Here is a 17926-nt window from a genome sequence, read left to right on the forward strand (position 1 = left end):
ATGACGCTTCTCATTACGATAAGTATTTTGATTGTGCTGGCTGTTTTGCTTGTAACCATTTGGACGACTGTAAAAGCCTATAATGTAAAGCATACCATTGATCCACCACAAGAAAATCACTCTGATTCACACAATCAATGATGATGTGAATGCTCCTCTTCTGACTGATTGCTGGCAGCATCGGCGTCTCCGACTTGGACTTTTAAGGTCGGCATGCTATGCTGTTTTTTTGCTGTGACATGGGATTGGACAGTGTATACACCATCTTCCTTAAACGTCGTTTCCAATCGGTATACGCCTTTTTCTTGTTTCGCCTTAAACATTTGGCTTGCGTCTTTTTCCCCTTCTTTCCATACTTCAAACTCTACTTCATCGGCATCCGTCACAGCTTCATCACCATATGATACGGCTGCTTCATAAGCAGCGCTTTCTCCGGGATTTACTTTTTCAGGCCCGGTCAGCTTGACATCCAAAACCTCGGGCGTCTCAGCTGTATTTGCTTTGCTTTCACCAGATCCGCATCCATTAAGCAATAAAGCAGAAAAAAGCAGAACAACCAACATCTTTTTCATGCCATCACCCTTTCATCGTTTACCTAAATAGTAGCAAACGCTTACAGCAAATGGTACATAAAATATGAGACGTCACAAAAAAGACCTTTTTGCTTATGCGCAAAAAGGTCCTTTCTATTTTAGCCAAATACTTTTAGCAATTCTTCTTTATCCTGTGAAAGCCAGAAACGCATTAAACGTTTAGCGCCTTCCAGATCATGAAGCTTCGCTTGGCCGCACTGCTTTTCATTCGCAGCTGGTATTTCTGTAATCTCTACCGCTTCCTTCATTGTGTCTTCAAGCAGATCAACGATTTCCGCTGATGTCGGCTCTCCGCTCACAACTAGATAATAGCCTGTCTGGCAGCCCATTGGAGAAATATCAATGATATCAAAATGATCGTATTTCTCAGCGTGAGAACGAATCGTAAACGCGAGCAAATGCTCGAGTGTGTGGATGGTGTCAGGCTTCATCGCCTGTTTATTTGGCTGGCAAAAACGAATGTCAAATTTATTGACAACGCCGTCTGTTCCCACTTTATGCACGCCGCAATGTCTAACATATGGAGCAACAACCGCATTATGATCAAGCTCAAAACTTTCTACTGAAGGCATAATGGCACTCTCCCCTTTTTTAAAAATGTAATTTCATTATAACATACTTTTCCGATAAGAATTATTGATTAACTTTTCAATCTGTGTTTTTTTTCTTATACTTGCATCAGAAAGGTTGCTGAAGAAACATGAAAACCCTATTCATCGCTCTGATCAGAGGATATCAAAAATTCATCTCGCCCCTGACACCGCCAACGTGCCGCTTTTATCCGACCTGTTCCCAATATGGAATCGAAGCGATTAAAACACATGGCGCTTTAAAAGGCGGATGGCTGACAATCAAACGGATTTTGAAATGCCACCCGTTCCATCCGGGAGGAGTCGATCCCGTTCCTGAAAAGAAACAAAAACATTAATTGTTATAACCGTTTACGATAAGATCCAGTTTTCCGGTTTTAGGATCAATGACTAAGCCATGGACCGGAACGTTTTCAGGGAACAGCGGGTGATGTTTAATAACGTCTACGCTGTCTTTCACACTCGCTTCCACTGAATCAAAGCTTTTAAACCATTGATCAAAGTCTACACCGGAGTACTTTATTGTTTCGATGCGTTCTTCCGGAATCCCTCTTGCTTTGATTTTTTCAAGCATGCTTTTGCTGCTGATTTTGCTCATGCCGCAATCGTGATGCCCGATCACACACACCTCATCTGCATTCAGCTCGTACACTGCGACGAGTAAACTTCTCATGATGCTTCCGAATGGGTGTGTCACAAGCGCACCGGCACTTTTAATGATTTTCACATCACCGTTTCGCAAATTCATCGCATGCGGCAGCAGTTCAACCAGACGAGTGTCCATGCAAGAAAGAATCGCCATTTTTTTATCTGGAAATTTTGATGTTTGATACTTTTCATACTCTCTTTGTTCAGTAAATGTCTTGTTAAATTCAAGAATATCATTTAGAAGACTCATGTTCGTTGTCCCTTTCTATTCTTTTTACTCTTCAATATATCACAACCCTTGTTTATTCGTCATAATAAAAAAAGACAAACCCTCTGGTCTGCCTTATTTCCCCATGTTATAGCGTTTTTTGAACTGCTCAACTCGTCCGCCTTTTTCATTGAATTTCTGGCGGCCTGTATAAAACGGATGCGTGTCAGAGCTTACCTCTACTTTAATGACAGGATATGTGTTTCCGTCTTCCCACTCTGCTGTTTCATTAGATGTTTTCGTAGAGGTGCTGAGAAAACGGTAGCCGCTGTTGACATCCTGAAATATCACTTTGTGGTTCTTTGGATGAATTCCTTCTTTCATGGGTATCTCCTTTCAATAAATCGTAATAATTACGTTTTATTTTATAACGTCACAAACGTTTTGTCAATCTTCTTACATCCTTCCCTCTGTTTTCACATCGTAAACCTCATGGCATTTAAGAATAGGAAGAATAATCTAACCGAGGAAGCAAATAATAAACCCAAAATACATACAGAACGTCTTTTTAGAAAGGTGGTTTACGATTGTGGATGATTTAGTTTTGGCCAGAAGCCTTTTTGGCACGACGATGGGCTTTCATATCATTTTCGCAACACTTGGAGTCGGTCTGCCGCTCATGATTTTAGTGGCGGAATTGATCTATCAAAAAACGAAAGATGACCATTATGCGATCATGGCGAAAAGATGGACGAAAGCACAAGCCGTTTTGCTGGGGGTCGCCATACCGACCGGAACGATCGCGGGCACTCAGCTCGCGCTTTTATGGCCGGGATTTATGGAAGTCATCGGCCGGGTGATGTCCCTGCCATTTCAAATTGAAATCTATGCTTTTTTTGTTGAAGCCCTATTCATGTCGATTTATGTATACGCTGCAGACCGTTTGTCACCTGCAATGAGGATTGTTGCTGTTTTCTTTGTGTTAGTCGGGGCAGCAGCATCCGCTGTTCTGATCACGAATGTTCACGCTTTTGAAGGTACGCCCGCCGGTTTTAAAATTTTAAACGGAAAAATTACAGATGTTGACCCGTGGGCTGCGTTTTTTAATCCTAGCTTTTTTATCACTGCCGGCCATGTCGTGCTGTCCGCGTTTATGACCGGTGCGTTTATCGTGGCTTCTGTTGCGGCGTATAAAATGATCCGAACGAGGAAAAAGGAAAAGGTCTATCGCTTTCACCGGAAAGCCCTTTTGCTCGCACTGACGATCGGCGGTATTTTTTCATTGCTGACCGCTTTGAACGGACACGAATCTGCACAGATGCTGTACGAATACCAGCCCGAAAAATTAGCCGGTGCGGAAGGCCTGTTTGAAACAAGATCCCACGCCCCGCTCGCTATCGGCGGTTTTACCGACCCGAATGAAGAAAAAGTAAAATGGGCTATCGAGATTCCATGGGCTTTAAGCTTTTTGGCAGCGAACCGTTTTGACACTGTTGTAAAGGGATTGAATGCATTTCCTAGAGATGAATGGCCGCCGCTTTTCATTCACACGCTGTTTAATGCGATGGTGGGTGTAGGCATGCTGCTAATTCTTTATTCCATCATCGGTGTGGTCTGGAGAAAGGTGCTCAAGAAAGACCGTTTCCCAACGTGGCTTTTGATCATTTTCATGACAGCAGGCCCTTTTAGTCTCATCGGCATTGAATTCGGCTGGATTTTCGCATGTACGGGGAGACAGCCTTGGGTCATCTATCATCTGCTGAAAACGTCAGATGTCGTAACTACGACTGGCTCGATCGGGGTGCTGTTCTTATTTTTCACATTTGTTTATGCCGTGTTAGGCGCAGCTGTCGTCTACGTGCTGCTGTATTATTTCCGCAAGCACCCGGTTGACGAAGATTTAAATACAGCGGAGTCGTAATGGCTCCGCAAACAGGAAACCAAATGGAAGGAAGATCGACAAATGGAGATTTCAACTGACGCTCTGATCGCCATCTCAATTATCTGGGGCTTTGTGTTTATTTACGCCGTCATGGCGACAATGGATTTTGGAGCGGGATTTTGGTCTATGATCTATTTAAACAAGGAGCATATGAAGGCCACCGATATTGCGAATCGCTTTTTGTCCCCGACTTGGGAGGTCACAAATGTCTTTATTGTGGCCATCGTCGTGGCGCTTTTCAGTTTTTTCCCCGGCGCGACATTTGTGCTCGGCACCGTTTTATTAATTCCCGGAAGCATGATTTTACTGCTTTTAGCGATTCGAAGCGGATTTCTCGTGTTTTCAAATACAGCAAAGGAGCGGAAAACGCTAAGATATATTTCCGGCATCTCCGGCTTTATCATTCCTGCTATTTTAATTTTGGTGCTTCCTGTGACACACGGAGGGTTTATAGAAAAAACGGATGGAATCTATAACTTAAATATGTCTAAAATCTTTTCAAGCCCCAACGCCTATTCATTTATCGGGTTTGCGATTTTAAGCACCTTATTTTTGTCCTCGCTGCTGCTTGCAGATGTTTCAAATGTGGCAGAGGAACAGGATGCGTACCGAGCCTACAGAAAAAGCGCCCTGATTACCGGCCCGATTTCACTGTTGTTTGCAGTATGCATTATGGTGACAATGCGGAATGAAGCAAACTGGCTGTACAGCGGAATGATGAATGATTTTACTTGGATTATTGCATCGTTCATTACATTTGTCATTGCTGGAATCGCCCTTTTTCTGCCTAATAAGAGCTTTGGGCAAAACATCGGAAAACCGCGGCTTGCACTTGTCGCGATTGGGATACAGTATTTTCTCGCAAGCTACGCGTACGGGCGGGCGCATCTTCCGTATATGATTTATCCCGATGTGACAGTCATGTCAGGCTTCACAGAGCCAGCAACGTTCAGAGCGCTGTTTGCAACGTATATCGTTGCATTTATCATTCTATTTCCGGGCTTTTATTTCTTCTGGAAAATGTTTATGCGAGATAAACGCTATATCCGCCAGGAGGAATAGAGGGCAAGCCAGCCGGCTATACTAATCCAGAACCTTTATAAGGAGGGGATGGCATGGAGCAGAAAATTCTATGTGAGGTCAACAACTGTTCTTATTGGGGCAAAGGTAACAAATGCACCGCTGATGCCATTTATGTTGTCAGCCATACTGGTGAAACGGCTGAAAACAGCCGGGAAACAGACTGCAAAACGTTTAAGCCGCATGATTTGTAATTAAAAGAAAGAGCTGCATCAGCCAGCTCTTTCTTTTTGCATGTTGAGTGTTCTCAGCTTTTTAGTTATGACCCCGTTTGCAGGTGAAAACAAAAAGGCGCTTGCATAACATACACCTGTCATGGCCGCCATCGCTCCTGAAATCGAAACATTAAGCCACGTTGCGAAGAAATAGCCCATGACCGCCGACAGCCCGCCAATCAACGCGCTGAGAATCAGCATATAAAGAAGCCGGTCTGTCAGCAAATGTGCCGCAGCCGGCGGAACAATCAGCATGGCCACAACCAATACGGCACCCACCGAATCAAAGGAAGCAACAGTCGTCAGGGACAGCATGCCCATTTGCACGTAATGAATGAGCAAAACCGGTATTCCCAAGGCTAAAGCCATTTGAGGATCAAACGAAGCGATTTTAAACTCCTTATAGCACACACTGATCAACACTACGTTTAAAACCAGAACAGATGCCAGCATCCAAAACGCTTTCGGCCCAATATCAACCCCGAATACCGTCACCGTATTCCACGGCACAAAAGCGATTTCTCCCATTAACGAGTGCTCAATATCGAGATGGACATTCGCTCCATACACAGAAAGCAAAATAACCCCGATTGCAAATAAGGATGTAAACACAACTCCTATGGCAGCATCTGATTGAACCCCCTTGCTATGAAGAAGCTGAACCAAGAAAGCCGTTAACAGACCGGTTGCGGCTGCGCCAATAAACATATAAATCCCATCGAGACTTCCCGTCACTAGAAAAGCGCCGACAATTCCAAGCAACACTGTATGACTGATTGCGTCGGCCAGCATCGCCATGCTTCTCAGTACAAGAAATGTGCCGATCAATCCGCAGCTTACACCGACTAATACACCGGTAGCTATAATCCATGCTTCAAAACTCATTCGCGATCTGTCCCTTCTCGGCATCATGAGACACTTTTCGAAGCTCAGGCATCCGTCCATACAGCTTTAAGAGTGAATAAAGCCGCTCTCTCGTTTCTCTCGGTAAACGGTCCGGGTCAAAGTAGTCCTGATCGGATTCTATATTGGCAAGTTCCATTTCATGCATGAGATACACTTCATACATCCGCTGCTTCAAAGCTGTGTGATAGCCTTTTTCAATCCCTTTGCTTGTGATTTGCCAAATCCCATTTTCGATACGCTCAATGCACCTCTCTTGTTCCAAGTCATTTAATGCCTTAAGGCATAATGAAGGGGATAGGCGTCTTTTCTTTCTTACACTTTCAACAGTTACACAAAGATTTTTCTTTTCATACTGTTCATAAATCGCCAAAAGCACTTGCTCCCTGCTTGTTCTGCGCCGCAGCCTCATCAGCCTTATGGCTTTAGCAGCCAATCCCCGCTTAGGCGCGCAAATCATTGAAAAAAGAAAGAGCAGCGTTGCAGATAAGATCATTAATGGCCCTGTCGCCATTCCCTTCATCGTGGTGCTAAGCAGGGTTCCGGCCACTCCGCTGACCCCGCCTGTAATCCCGGCAATGATGATCATCCCGGTTAATCGTTCGGTCCAATATCTCGCGGTTATGGCAGGTGTAATCAGCATAGCCGCCATTAATATCACACCAACAGTCTGAAGCCCAATGACGACAGCACAGACAATCAGACAAGCCAAAAGCCCGTTTAAAAAACGCACCGGGATTCCTAATCCCTTTGCAAACGCGAGATCAAAAGTAATCAATGTAAATTCCTTAAAGAAAACAATACATAGGAGCAGCAGAGCAGCGGATATCCCTGCAATAAGGATGATATCCTGCCTGACCAATGAAGCAGCCTGGCCGAATAAAAAAGAATCAAGCCCGCTTTGGCTTCCCGCCCCCTGTTGCTGAATATATGTCAGCAGAATGATCCCGACGCCAAAAAACACAGAAAGAACAATCCCGATCGCCGAGTCCTCCTTTGTTTTTGAAAGCCGAGGAATCAGCTGAATACAAAACGTTCCGAGCAGTCCGGCGAGCGCTGCCCCCAGCAAAAAGAAAGGCAGTGATTTTTGCCCGGTGAACAGAAAAGCGAGACACACTCCCGGCAGAGCTGAATGGGCCATCGCATCGCCGATTAAACTTTGCTTTCTCAGCAGCACAAAGCTGCCCAAAACACCGCTTGCCGTCCCGAGCAAAAGCGTACCGGCCAGCACCCACTGTGTATTCGGATGCTGAAGCTGCAGCCACAAACTTTCAAACATTGCGCTCACTCCTTATGTCCTTCTGCCAGCACTTTATCTTTTAAAAACGTAAGCCTTCCTCCATATGTTTTTTGCAGGTTTTCGATCGTAAAAACGTTTTCCGCCGGTCCGAAAGCAATTTTCCTTAAATGAAGCAGTAAGATCCAATCGAAATAATCCTCGGCGGTCTGCAGATCATGATGGACGACAAGCACGGTTTTTCCTTTTTCTTTGAGCTCTGCCAACAGCGTCATAATCGCGCGCTCCGTCGCTGCATCAACACCTGCAAACGGTTCATCCATAAAATAAATGTCAGCGTTCTGGCAGAGTGCCCGGGCAAGAAACACCCGCTGCTGCTGTCCGCCTGACAGCTGGCTGATTTGCCTCTTCGCATAATCATGCATCCCGACTTTTGTTAATGCGGCCTTCGCCATCTCCACATCCGCTTTCTTTGGCCTCTTTAATAAACCGATTCTCCCGTATCTTCCCATTAGGACGACATCGAGCGGGCTTGTGGGGAAATCCCAGTCAACCGAGCCGCGCTGCGGAACATATCCGATTCTGGTCCGCTGATCCTTATAGTCTTTGCCGTAAATAGAGATGTCTCCGGAAGCTCTGGGCACAAGACCGAGAATCGTTTTGATCAAGGTTGATTTTCCCGCGCCGTTTGGGCCGATAATGCCAATAAGTTTTCCTTCAGGCACCTGCAGCGAAATGTCCTGCAGTACAGGCTTTTTATGATAAGCAACCGTCACATTATCAAGCTCAACAGGGAACATATCCTCCACCTCTTTTCTTTATTTAAGCGCTTTAGTAATCGTGTTGATATTGTGGCGGAACATTCCTTCGTATGTGCCTTCTTTTGTGCCCTTTTCACCCATGGCATCCGAATAAAGCTGACCGCCGATTGTGACTGTATGGCCTTTTTCTTTAGCGCCTTCCACCACTGCATTGATTGATTTTTCAGATACACTGCTTTCTACGAACACAGCTTTTATTTGTTTTTCTGTCAGAAGATCAACCAGCTCCTGAACATCCCTTAATCCATAGTCCGAATCTGTGCTGAGTCCCTGCAGGCCTTTTACCTTAAATCCATACTCATTCCCAAAGTACGCAAACGCATCATGAGCAGTCACAAGCACACGGCTTTTCTCCGGAATATGTGCGATCTCCTTACGCGACCACTTATCTAAATATTGCAAATCTTCTTTGTACTCTTTGGCATTTTTCCGAAAGGCATCTGCGTGCTGAGGCATTGCTTTGCTGAATTGCGCTTCAATTTCATCCACCGCATAGATCCATAACGGAATGCTGAACCAGACGTGGGGATCAAACGTCTTGCCTTCCCCCGCGGGAATAAGCTTATTTTTCGGAATGGCCTCAGCTACTGCCGCCGATTGTTTTTGTTCGCCGATTTTTTGGAGGACATCCTCCATTTTCCCTTCCAAATGCAACCCGCTGTACAGAACAACATCGGCAGACATTAATTTTTTCGTGTCACCTTGGGAAGCTTTGTAAAGGTGCGGATCAACCCCCGGTCCCATTAAAGAGGTGACTTTTACATGCTTACCTCCGATGTTTTCTGCTGCATCGGCAATTTGAGATGTTGTCGCTGTCACTTGTAATTGCTGATCAGCGCTTTTTCCGGCTGAATCCGTTCCGCATCCCGTTAAAGCAAAGGTCGCAAAAAGTACTGCTGCCATCAGCCCTCGTCTCATATTTCTCCTCCTCTTTGCCATCAATGTCCGATTGTTTTATCTTATGTTGTCAGTTCTTAGACATGTGACATTAAATTAGCCAAAAGCATGTTTTATTTACACAGGACAAAAAGTTTCCTTTGTGCAAAATTATCGCGTTTGGCCATTTTTGTCAAGTTGATTTACATAAAAAAACCGGCTGGGTCAGCAGCCGGTCCAAACGAGAAGGGATGTATTCAACGAACACTTTTACTGTAACAGCACAGTGTCATTTATTCAAAATAGCAAAATGCTTTTTTCTTAACCATGCTGTGTGAAAACATCCATTTTGGTCACATATTTTCGCATAATATCTTGGTTTACCTCAACCCCTAAACCAGGCTGTTTTGACACAGAAATAAATCCATTATCAATACGAATATCAGGGGTTACAATATCTTCATCCCAATAGCGTGAGGATGAAGATATATCGCCAGGTATTGTGAATTGAGGCAGTGAAGCAAGCGCCACGTTCTGCGCTCTTGATATGCCTGTTTCCAGCATTCCTCCGCACCAAACCTGCATATGATGCTCTTTGCATAAATCATGAATTTTTAAGGCTTCTGTTAAGCCGCCGACACGAGAAGGTTTTATATTAATAATTTTGCAGCTTCCTAGCTCAATCGCCCGTCTCGCATCATCAACTGAACAAATGCTCTCATCAAGGCAAATGGCCGTTTTCAAATGTTTCTGCAAGTGGCGGTGGTCAACGATATCGTCAGCTTGGAGCGGCTGCTCAATCATCATTAAATGATAGTCATCAAGCTCCTTTAAACGGCTGATATCCTTCAGTTCGTAAGAGGAATTGGCATCGGCCATAAGCGGGATGTTTGGGAATCGGCTGCGGATGGCCTTGACCAATTCCACATCCTGCCCAGGCTGAATTTTAATTTTTATTCTTTGATAACCTTCTTTTTGATAGCTCTCAATTTCCTTCAGCATATCGTCAAGAGGCGCCAGGCCGACTACCACCCCGGCAGGGACTTTATCTCTTGTTCCGCCCAATGCCTCAGCAAGGGATACGCCCTTCTTTTTGGCATAAATATCCCATACAGCCGATTCAAGTCCCGCTTTTGCCATCCGGTTTCCTTTATACCGCGCCAGGCTGTCCGGCACTTCTGAAGGGTGATTGAATTCACGGCCGACGACATTTGGGATAAAAAAATCTTTTAGCATATGCAAACATGTTCCAATGGTTTCCTCGGTGTACCAAGGCGAAGAGAAAGCGGAAACTTCTCCCCAGCCTGTGACACCTGATGTATCAATGGCTTCCACGATCAGAAATTTACGCTCTTGAAGCGTTTCGATACTGTTTTTAAACGGTTTCTTTAAGTTCATGCTCAAATGGTAAAGCGTGATTTTTTCTATTTCGATCATAGCAGTTCTCCTTTACGCGCATCCTTCAGCTGATTTCGCAAGAGCTTATTAGACGCATTGCGCGGCAGGCGGTCAAGCACATAGAATTTTGCCGGAATTTTATACTTCGCCAAGCGTTCTTTGCAGTAGTCAGTCAATTCTCCTGCGCTCACAGGCTTGTGAAGGACAAGATAGGCGTGAGGCACTTTCCCCCATTTTTTGTCCTCAGCCCCTGAAACCCCGGCTTCGGCCACAGCGGGGTGTGAAAGCAGCACTGACTCCACTTCGGCCGGATAAATGTTTTCTCCGCCGGATATGATCAGATCTGAACGTCTGTCTAATACATATAAAAAGCCTTCATTGTCCAAATAACCAAGATCACCTGTTTTCAGCCAGCCATTTTGAAAGGAGGCTTCATTTGCGCTCTCTCGGTTAAAATAGCTTTTCATAACATTCGGGCCTTTGACCATGATTTCACCGTGTACAAACGGTTCACATGCCTGTCCGTCCCGCTCTATTTTGATTTCACATGAAAACAGCGGTTTCCCCGCAGATCCGAGCTTTTCCATACTGAATTCCGGCGACAGGGTAACAATTTGTGAGCATGTTTCTGTCATTCCATATGACTGAAAGACAGGGAATCCTTTCTCACGGCATTCCTCAAGCAATGGCAGAGGTGCAGGGCCGCCGCCGAGAAGAATGCATCTGATGGATTCAGGGCAGCGGCTTGTTTCTTCCAAAAGACTGGCCAGCATAGTCTGCACCGCAGATATCATTGTCACTTCATGCCTATTGATAGAATCCAGCACATCACTTACGGAAAAACGCTGGTGAAGCACGACAGTCATTCCATAGATCACAGATTTGAATAATGCGGACAAGCCGCTGATATGAAAGAGCGGCAATGCGATAAGCCAGCGGTCTTGTTCTGTTATACCCAAATTAAGCGCGGACGACACCGCACTGAAATAGTGGTTTCCGAACGTTTGCTGAACTCCCTTGGGCTTTCCTGTCGTACCCGACGTATACATCAGCGTTGCCGTTGCATCCATTTGCATATAAGCTTGGATCTCAATTTCCTGTGCTGCTTCTTTCATCAATTCATCCACATCAATCGTTTGAACGATGTGTTCATACTCTTTCTTGTTAAAGCTTGAATCTGTCAGTAAAAAGCCGGATCCGGAATCCTCCAGCTGAAACACCCTTTCATGTGTTGACAGCTTCGTATTCAAAAGCACCGCCTTAACACCAAGCAAAAAACAAGCGTGAACGGCGTATACCATTTCTGCACGGTTTTGGAGCAAAATAGCCGCAGTATCCCCTTTCCGAACCGAATGAGCGGCAAGCTGTGCCGCCATTCGCTTAGACGCGGCAAATAATTCTGCAAATGTCACGGTTTGATCTCTATAGATGAGAGCGATTCTCTCAGGTGTCAGCTGTGCCCGCTGCATGAGCCAGTTAGGCTGTTCTGTCAGCATGTCATCATCTCCGAGGTAAAATGTCTGTATTGAAAAAAAACAGCTTGGACCGCAAAGTCTCAAGCTGTTGGTTTACTAAGTATTGCTGATCACGGGAAACGAGGGAACTGTCCGAAATCAGGTTTGCGTTTTTCCTTAAAGGAATCACGGCCTTCTTTTGCTTCATCTGTTGTGTAGTAAAGAAGGGTAGCATCCCCTGCAAACTGCTGAATTCCAGCAAGTCCGTCTGTGTCCGCGTTAAACGCAGCTTTAAGAAAGCGCAGTGCGGTCGGGCTTTTTTCAAGCATTTCTTCACACCATTTAATCGTTTCTTCTTCAAGCTGTTCCAAAGGAACGACTGTGTTGACAAGACCCATGTCCAGTGCTTCCTGTGCGTTGTACTGACGGCATAGGTACCAGATTTCACGTGCTTTTTTATGTCCTACAATTCGAGCCAGATAGCCAGAACCGTAACCTGCATCGAAGCTTCCCACTTTAGGGCCTGTTTGTCCGAAAATTGCGTTGTCCGCAGCAATTGTCAAGTCACATACGATGTGAAGCACATGGCCTCCGCCGATCGCATATCCGGACACCATCGCAACAACCGGTTTCGGGATGACGCGGATTAAACGCTGAAGATCCAATACGTTAAGACGCGGGATCTGGTCGTCTCCTACATATCCACCGTGGCCGCGCACTTTTTGGTCTCCGCCAGAACAAAATGCCTTGTCCCCTGCACCGGCAAGCACGATAACCCCAACGTTTTGGTCGTCTCTTGCGTCAGCAAACGCATCAATCATTTCAGCAACCGTTTTAGGGGTAAACGCATTATGTACCTCAGGTCGGTTGATTGTTATTTTTGCAATGCCATTATACGTTTCATACAATATCTCATCGTATGTCCGTTTTGTTTTCCATTCAGCCATATGATGACCTCCTTTTATTCTCTATGTGAATGAGTCAGATGCTTGTCAAAAACTCACTCACTATTTTACCAAACAATCGCGGCTGTTCCACATGGACCGTATGTCCTGCTTTTGGAACAATCTCTATTCTACTAGAAGGAAGCATCTTATGCACCTCTTGATTGATGGCGCAAAATTTTTCGTCCCACTCCCCGCAGATAAGAAGCACAGGAACATCTATTTCCTCTACACGGCTCCACAAGGAAGGCTGTGAACCGGTGCCCATGCCGGTTAAACTGTTCGCAAGCCCAATCTTATTGTTCCGCAGACGGCCCGATCGTATCCTGTGCCGAATATCTTCAGCCAGCCTCTGCTGAGATGAAAACAAAGGGATATTCTCCCAATACGCAACAAACGCTCTGAGCCCGTCTCGTAAAATAAAATCAGCAAGCTTCCGGTCCCGCATGATTCGTTCCCGCCGTTCCCCAAGTGTTTTGAGCCCCGGCGTCGTGCTTTCAAGCACAAGTGCCGATACCCGCTCGGGATATGTCATCGCAAAAGAGTAAGCAAGCCTTCCTCCCATAGAATACCCAATCAATTTCACTTTGTGAAGTTTTAATTGATCAAAAATCTCGGCAAGGTCAGAAACTTGCCGGCTTGTGCTGTATCTTTTCCCATTCAGCGGGGCATCGGTTTCCCCATGCCCTAAACAATCAATTTTGATCAAGCGGGAATCAGACAGTATCTCATCAAGAAAAGTCCATGATTGTTTGCTGCCGGTAAACCCGTGCAGACAGACGACGGCTTCGGAAGCATTCGGCCCCTCGTCTGCCACTGCATATCGGACACCATCTTGTACCGTTATGTTTACAGTTCCCATTGTTTTTTCACTTCCCGCATAGCCTCATTCAGCATATCGCGATGAAGCTGGACTCTTGATTGGCGATCCGTTTTGATTTCAATCAAATGGAGTCCGGGCTTGTCTGCCTGCGGCGCGTAAGCTGTTTTGAATTCATCCCAAGAAGCCGGGCATGAATACGTTCCGCCGTAAAGTGCAGCCGCATGCTTGAAATCGAGCCCTGTCGGTGTGCCGAACAAATCTTCAAAGTGTGTCTTCTCAGAAGCCTGCGGCAAAAAGGAGAAAATCCCTCCTCCGTCATTATTGACAAGAATCACAGTAAGAGGAATACCCAGCTTTTTGGCCGCCAGCAGGCCGTTTAAATCGTGATAAAAAGATAAATCTCCAATCACAAGGGTAACAGGCGCTTTTGTTCCTTCACATACCCCCATGGCAGAGGAGACGACACCGTCTATCCCGTTTGCTCCCCGGTTTGAATAAATCCGGAAAGGGCGGTCCTGCTTTTCGAAAAACGTATCAACATCCCTGATCGGCATGCTGTTTCCCACAAACAGCGAGCTGTTTTCAGGCACAAGATGCTGAAGGATTCGATAGAGATTGCCTTCAAACGAAACATCTTCACTGCTGATTGTTTGCAGATGCTCGCGGAACCGCCCATTGACAAACTGCCACTTTTCCAGCCACTCTGAGGATCTGGCAGCAGCAGTAAGGCCTCCCATGATCTCCTCAGCAAAAACAGACGCATTACAATGAATCATATGCGCGCTTGCCTGTGTCGGGTCTCTCCACCCTCCATCCTCGTCAATCACTATTTGCTGAATCGCAGGATCATCCTTAAGCCATAAGAAAACCGGTTTTGAAACAGGCATCGGTCCAAACCGAATGACAACATCAGGACGAAGTTTCCGCTTCAGCTCATCATCTTTTAAAAACGAATCATACGCATCAATAACAGTGCTTTTATCATGAACACCATTCCGCAGATTAGACAGCGGATCCGCTAAAATTGGATACTGAAGCGCTTTTGACAGCGCAATAATGTTTTCCTTATCCGCATCACTATGGAGCTCCCCGCAGACGATCATTCCTTTTTCAGCCTCTGCGAGCATCTCAGCCACATCAGACAGGGACTCTCGGTCAACAGACTGCGTACCCGTTTTCACAGACACATGACGGCCTGTTCTCATTCTTCCAAACGGCTCATCTGAAAGATCCGGCATCAGCGGTTCGCGCAGCGGCACATTCACATGGACAGGCCCCATCGGGCGCTTTTGTGCTTCTCCGGCAGCGCGGCTTGCCAGCGTTCGGATGTATCTCAGCATTTGCGGAGACTCTTCAGGAAGAGCAGAGTCTGTGAAAAACTTAACAAAGTTACCGAATAAGAAGTGCTGATTAATAGCCTGCGGTGCGCCTACTTCGCGCAGCTCATGAGGCCGATCAGCAGTTAACACAATAATAGGCACCCTTGAATAATGGGCTTCAACCACAGCCGGATAAAAGTTGGCCGCGGCTGTTCCAGATGTACAGATCAATAGTACGGGACGCTGCTTCGCTTTTGCCAAACCTAAGGCAAAAAACCCGGCAGATCTTTCATCAATTTGGACATGGACGCTGATATCGGGATGCGCAGCACAAAGAACAGCCAGCGGTGTAGATCTTGAGCCCGGACAAACGACGGCGTCCGTAATTCCGGAAAGGGCGAATTCATCAATAAAACTTCCGATGTAATGAGTAATCGGGTTGACTGTCAACGCCTCTCACCTCCTAATGCAGAGATCATCGGCTTCAATTTAATCTGTGTTTCTTCATATTCCGAGATTGGTTCCGAGTCTTCCACAATACCGCACCCGGCAAACAGCCTTGCAGTGCTTCCTTCGATCAGCCCTGAACGAATGGCTACCGCGAATTCCCCGTTATCCTGGCTGTCAATCCAGCCGATAGGGGCAGCATACCAGCCGCGAGACATCGGTTCAATCTTCCTGATCACGTCAACAGCTTTTTCCTGAGGTGCTCCCCCGAGCGCCGGAGTGGGATGCAGCTTCTCAATTAAGTCAAAAATTGAAGCAGACTCGCGCAGCTGTCCGACAATCGGCGTAAACAGGTGCTGAACGCTTTTTGTTTTGTACAAAACAGGTCCATCAGGCTTTTCAACCTCTGAACAGCTTGATACAAAAGCATTATGAATCATACCTACCACAATATCATGCTCAAGCAGGTTTTTCTCATCGTTTAATAATTCAAGGCCTATCCGGCGGTCGTCTTCTTCATTCACGCCTCGTTTAATGGAGCCTGCCAGACAGGAAGACATGACAGTGCCGCCGTCTCTTTTGATCAGTCTTTCCGGAGACGCGCCGACAAAGGTTTTGCCTTCTTGTTCAATTGCAAAAACATAGCTTGTCTGCTGATCGTCCAGAAGCGTTTTAAGCACCGGTTCAATTTGGATTGGACCGTCAAACGTGAGCAGCAGCTCTCGGGCAAGAACAACCTTATCATATTGTTTCTCTTTAATTTGGCTTGTGGCCGTTTCGATTGCTTTCAGCCAATCATCCTTATCCAGCTCTTCGGCTGCTGCAATCACAGCCTGATCTTCTTGCTTGAAATCGGGAACCATAAATTCCGCCGCAAAAGCTTTTAAGCCTTCTAAAACAGCTTCTGCGTCTTCTCCTCCGCTTACCCATCTGTTAACTGTTAAGAACGGGCCTTCAGCAGTCATCGTCAGCATAAGCGCAGGCACAAAGAAATCCCCTTCCGAGAAATGGTCCCATTGTGAACCTCTTTCTTCGCAAGGGTCAAAAGAAAATCCTCCGAATAACACAGGTCCCACTGCAGAATGCTGCAGCTTTTCTTCTTCATAAATATGAAAAGCCGTCTTTTTAAAGCGCTCCCATTGTTCAAAAACCTCACGATACCGCTCGCTGTTTTTTTGATTTGTCTGGAAAACCGCTTCTTTGCCAAGACCGACTATTGTCAATTCACTTTCAGGATCTGACCAAAAAAATCGATTGCCTGTATATTTTTTTGCTCCGTAATTGAAAAATGATAGAGGGTCAAGAGACTCGATTTGTCTCGAATAGCTTATTAAGACAGCATGGTTGACTTCTTTGGCTTTATGTAATGCATGTAGAACTTCCTTTCGGAACGTACGCTGCACCGTTGTCACCATGAGACATTCCTCCATAATCCTTAAAATGCTTTTAATACCATACACCTGTGTCTCCTTTGTGTCAAACACAGATCATGCAGTCCAAATGGCCTGCCTTACCTATTATAAACCTAATTTCAGAAATGAAAAAGAAACAAAGCTTAAATTTCTTTCTCCACTGATAGCAAAGGTTGTATCCGCTTACCATAAAAGGAAAACCTCCTATATTCCTCCACCCGCCATTTATGAAAGTTCTCAGGCGATCTGTTCATACTAAAGGTATGCATCACAGAGAAACGAGGCGATCACATTGCTTACGAAAGAACAGCTTCAGCATTTAAAAAATGAACTGGAACAAACGAAAAAAGATATCTTAAACCGTTTCAAAGACAATGATCATTTTCAGCTTAACTCAGCCTTTCCTTATGATTCGTGGGGTGAGCTTTCGGCATACGACAACCATCCCGGCGATCAGGCGACAGAACTTTACGAGCGTGAGAAAGACATCGCTCTAGACTTGCATGAGAGAGAGCACCTTCGGGACATTGAGCATTCATTGAAGGCGATAGAAAACGGTACGTATGGCATTTGTGAAGTCAGCGGAAAGGAAATCCCTTTCGAACGACTTGAAGCGCTTCCGACTGCCACAACCCTCGCGGAGTATTCGTCACAGGACGTGGTTTCCAAAGACCGTCCGATTGAAGAAGAAACACCATTCGGGCAATTTGAATTTGATGATGATGAAGAAATCAGAGCGCCATATGACAGTGAGGATTCCTATCAGGATGTCGAAAAATATGGGAACTCACAAACGCCGCAGGATATGGAAAACCCTCCGCTCAGCTATGATGATATGACGATGAATGCCGAAGAGAATATCGGCAATACGGAGTCTTACGAAAATTTCATCGCTACAGATATCACTGGGAAAGAAATTACCGTTTATCAAAGCAGAGCCCATGAGCGCTATGAAGAAGAACTTGACGAAGAGGGAATCATGACCACATTCGGCGATCTCCACGCTGATTGAACCC

The 17926-nt window shown here is 45.7% G+C and carries 20 protein-coding genes; 6 read left to right on the top strand and 14 right to left on the bottom strand.

Annotated features, from left to right (window positions below; all coding sequences use genetic code 11):
* On the top strand, positions 1-141 hold the full coding sequence (gene ytzI / locus MHI44_RS05925) for a YtzI protein (RefSeq protein ID WP_003229081.1): 141 nt from the start codon (positions 1-3) through the stop codon (positions 139-141).
* Here ytzI and MHI44_RS05930 read toward each other — a convergent pair.
* Both MHI44_RS05930 and MHI44_RS05935 read right to left on the bottom strand, forming a co-directional pair.
* A complete protein-coding gene (locus MHI44_RS05930; protein ID WP_014477743.1) occupies positions 135-572 on the bottom strand; it encodes a FixH family protein in 438 nt (145 codons plus the stop codon). The two genes, ytzI and MHI44_RS05930, sit on opposite strands and share 7 nt — an antisense overlap.
* A gap of 119 nt (positions 573-691) precedes the next feature.
* On the bottom strand, positions 692-1165 hold the full coding sequence (locus MHI44_RS05935) for an S-ribosylhomocysteine lyase (RefSeq protein WP_003219361.1): 474 nt from the start codon (positions 1163-1165) through the stop codon (positions 692-694).
* A 128-nt stretch (positions 1166-1293) separates the two neighbouring features.
* On the opposite strand from MHI44_RS05935, the gene yidD reads away from it, so the two are divergent.
* Positions 1294-1521, top strand: coding sequence for a membrane protein insertion efficiency factor YidD (gene yidD, locus MHI44_RS05940; protein ID WP_003229076.1), 228 nt, complete (start codon positions 1294-1296; stop codon positions 1519-1521).
* Here yidD and MHI44_RS05945 read toward each other — a convergent pair.
* Entirely contained in the window at positions 1518-2081 is a 564-nt protein-coding gene (locus MHI44_RS05945) for a carbonic anhydrase (RefSeq protein WP_014477744.1), read from the bottom strand. The two genes, yidD and MHI44_RS05945, sit on opposite strands and share 4 nt — an antisense overlap.
* A 93-nt stretch (positions 2082-2174) precedes the next feature.
* Positions 2175-2423, bottom strand: a complete 249-nt coding sequence (locus MHI44_RS05950) for a type B 50S ribosomal protein L31 (protein WP_003219346.1) — start codon at positions 2421-2423, stop codon at positions 2175-2177.
* 205 nt (positions 2424-2628) lie between these two features.
* On the opposite strand from MHI44_RS05950, the gene MHI44_RS05955 reads away from it, so the two are divergent.
* The 3 genes from MHI44_RS05955 to MHI44_RS05965 are packed head-to-tail and all read left to right on the top strand — an operon-like array spanning position 2629 to position 5255.
* On the top strand, positions 2629-3960 hold the full coding sequence (locus MHI44_RS05955; protein WP_029318296.1) for a cytochrome ubiquinol oxidase subunit I: 1332 nt from the start codon (positions 2629-2631) through the stop codon (positions 3958-3960).
* A gap of 42 nt (positions 3961-4002) precedes the next feature.
* Positions 4003-5043, top strand: coding sequence for a cytochrome d ubiquinol oxidase subunit II (locus MHI44_RS05960; protein WP_015251386.1), 1041 nt, complete (start codon positions 4003-4005; stop codon positions 5041-5043).
* A gap of 53 nt (positions 5044-5096) precedes the next feature.
* Entirely contained in the window at positions 5097-5255 is a 159-nt protein-coding gene (locus MHI44_RS05965; RefSeq protein WP_003229069.1) for a DUF1540 domain-containing protein, read from the top strand.
* Positions 5256-5273: 18 nt separating this feature from the next.
* On the opposite strand, the gene mntD is transcribed toward MHI44_RS05965, so the two are convergent.
* The 10 genes from mntD to MHI44_RS06015 form a co-directional block, all read right to left on the bottom strand.
* Entirely contained in the window at positions 5274-6161 is an 888-nt protein-coding gene (gene mntD / locus MHI44_RS05970) for a manganese ABC transporter permease MntD (protein ID WP_003229067.1), read from the bottom strand.
* Positions 6151-7458, bottom strand: coding sequence for a manganese ABC transporter permease MntC (gene mntC, locus MHI44_RS05975; protein WP_122895726.1), 1308 nt, complete (start codon positions 7456-7458; stop codon positions 6151-6153). Before mntC ends, mntD begins: the two co-directional genes overlap by 11 nt.
* 5 nt (positions 7459-7463) lie before the next feature.
* A complete protein-coding gene (gene mntB / locus MHI44_RS05980) occupies positions 7464-8216 on the bottom strand; it encodes a manganese ABC transporter ATP-binding protein MntB (protein ID WP_017695441.1) in 753 nt (250 codons plus the stop codon).
* Between the two features lie 18 nt (positions 8217-8234).
* Positions 8235-9155: a manganese ABC transporter substrate-binding protein/adhesin MntA gene (mntA, locus tag MHI44_RS05985; RefSeq protein ID WP_029318300.1), complete on the bottom strand. Its 921-nt coding sequence runs from the start codon at positions 9153-9155 to the stop codon at positions 8235-8237.
* A gap of 279 nt (positions 9156-9434) precedes the next feature.
* Positions 9435-10550 (bottom strand): o-succinylbenzoate synthase, encoded by a 1116-nt coding sequence (gene menC / locus MHI44_RS05990; RefSeq protein ID WP_003229057.1) that lies wholly within the window; start codon positions 10548-10550, stop codon positions 9435-9437.
* The gene (locus MHI44_RS05995; RefSeq protein WP_339203113.1) at positions 10547-12007 is read right to left on the bottom strand and encodes an o-succinylbenzoate--CoA ligase; all 1461 of its coding nucleotides are present in this window, start codon (positions 12005-12007) and stop codon (positions 10547-10549) included. The genes menC and MHI44_RS05995 overlap by 4 nt, the downstream gene beginning before the upstream one ends.
* An 89-nt stretch (positions 12008-12096) precedes the next feature.
* Positions 12097-12912 (bottom strand): 1,4-dihydroxy-2-naphthoyl-CoA synthase, encoded by an 816-nt coding sequence (gene menB, locus MHI44_RS06000; RefSeq protein WP_003229054.1) that lies wholly within the window; start codon positions 12910-12912, stop codon positions 12097-12099.
* Between the two features lie 34 nt (positions 12913-12946).
* Complete coding sequence (gene menH, locus MHI44_RS06005) at positions 12947-13771, bottom strand: 2-succinyl-6-hydroxy-2,4-cyclohexadiene-1-carboxylate synthase (protein ID WP_095252461.1); 825 nt, start codon at positions 13769-13771, stop codon at positions 12947-12949.
* Positions 13759-15501, bottom strand: a complete 1743-nt coding sequence (menD, locus tag MHI44_RS06010) for a 2-succinyl-5-enolpyruvyl-6-hydroxy-3-cyclohexene-1-carboxylic-acid synthase (protein WP_095252462.1) — start codon at positions 15499-15501, stop codon at positions 13759-13761. The genes menH and menD overlap by 13 nt, the downstream gene beginning before the upstream one ends.
* Positions 15498-16913 (bottom strand): isochorismate synthase MenF, encoded by a 1416-nt coding sequence (locus MHI44_RS06015; RefSeq protein WP_181217368.1) that lies wholly within the window; start codon positions 16911-16913, stop codon positions 15498-15500. The genes menD and MHI44_RS06015 overlap by 4 nt, the downstream gene beginning before the upstream one ends.
* A gap of 289 nt (positions 16914-17202) precedes the next feature.
* On the opposite strand from MHI44_RS06015, the gene MHI44_RS06020 reads away from it, so the two are divergent.
* Complete coding sequence (locus tag MHI44_RS06020) at positions 17203-17922, top strand: yteA family sporulation protein (RefSeq protein ID WP_003229046.1); 720 nt, start codon at positions 17203-17205, stop codon at positions 17920-17922.
* Positions 17923-17926: the final 4 nt, after the last annotated feature.

This window comes from Bacillus sp. FSL K6-1366, from assembly GCF_037976695.1.
GTDB classification, from domain to species: domain Bacteria; phylum Bacillota; class Bacilli; order Bacillales; family Bacillaceae; genus Bacillus; species Bacillus subtilis.

Excerpts from the sequence above, each read along its gene's own strand:
- ytzI (WP_003229081.1), top strand. The coding sequence starts at position 1 with ATGACGCTTCTCATTACGATAAGTATTTTGATTGTGCTGGCTGTTTTG.
- MHI44_RS05930 (WP_014477743.1), bottom strand. The coding sequence starts at position 572 with ATGAAAAAGATGTTGGTTGTTCTGCTTTTTTCTGCTTTATTGCTTAAT.
- MHI44_RS05935 (WP_003219361.1), bottom strand. The coding sequence starts at position 1,165 with ATGCCTTCAGTAGAAAGTTTTGAGCTTGATCATAATGCGGTTGTTGCT.
- yidD (WP_003229076.1), top strand. The coding sequence starts at position 1,294 with ATGAAAACCCTATTCATCGCTCTGATCAGAGGATATCAAAAATTCATC.
- MHI44_RS05945 (WP_014477744.1), bottom strand. The coding sequence starts at position 2,081 with ATGAGTCTTCTAAATGATATTCTTGAATTTAACAAGACATTTACTGAA.
- MHI44_RS05950 (WP_003219346.1), bottom strand. The coding sequence starts at position 2,423 with ATGAAAGAAGGAATTCATCCAAAGAACCACAAAGTGATATTTCAGGAT.
- MHI44_RS05960 (WP_015251386.1), top strand. The coding sequence starts at position 4,003 with ATGGAGATTTCAACTGACGCTCTGATCGCCATCTCAATTATCTGGGGC.
- MHI44_RS05965 (WP_003229069.1), top strand. The coding sequence starts at position 5,097 with ATGGAGCAGAAAATTCTATGTGAGGTCAACAACTGTTCTTATTGGGGC.
- mntD (WP_003229067.1), bottom strand. The coding sequence starts at position 6,161 with ATGAGTTTTGAAGCATGGATTATAGCTACCGGTGTATTAGTCGGTGTA.
- mntC (WP_122895726.1), bottom strand. The coding sequence starts at position 7,458 with ATGTTTGAAAGTTTGTGGCTGCAGCTTCAGCATCCGAATACACAGTGG.
- mntB (WP_017695441.1), bottom strand. The coding sequence starts at position 8,216 with ATGTTCCCTGTTGAGCTTGATAATGTGACGGTTGCTTATCATAAAAAG.
- mntA (WP_029318300.1), bottom strand. The coding sequence starts at position 9,155 with ATGAGACGAGGGCTGATGGCAGCAGTACTTTTTGCGACCTTTGCTTTA.
- menC (WP_003229057.1), bottom strand. The coding sequence starts at position 10,550 with ATGATCGAAATAGAAAAAATCACGCTTTACCATTTGAGCATGAACTTA.
- MHI44_RS05995 (WP_339203113.1), bottom strand. The coding sequence starts at position 12,007 with ATGCTGACAGAACAGCCTAACTGGCTCATGCAGCGGGCACAGCTGACA.
- menB (WP_003229054.1), bottom strand. The coding sequence starts at position 12,912 with ATGGCTGAATGGAAAACAAAACGGACATACGATGAGATATTGTATGAA.
- menH (WP_095252461.1), bottom strand. The coding sequence starts at position 13,771 with ATGGGAACTGTAAACATAACGGTACAAGATGGTGTCCGATATGCAGTG.
- MHI44_RS06015 (WP_181217368.1), bottom strand. The coding sequence starts at position 16,913 with ATGGTGACAACGGTGCAGCGTACGTTCCGAAAGGAAGTTCTACATGCA.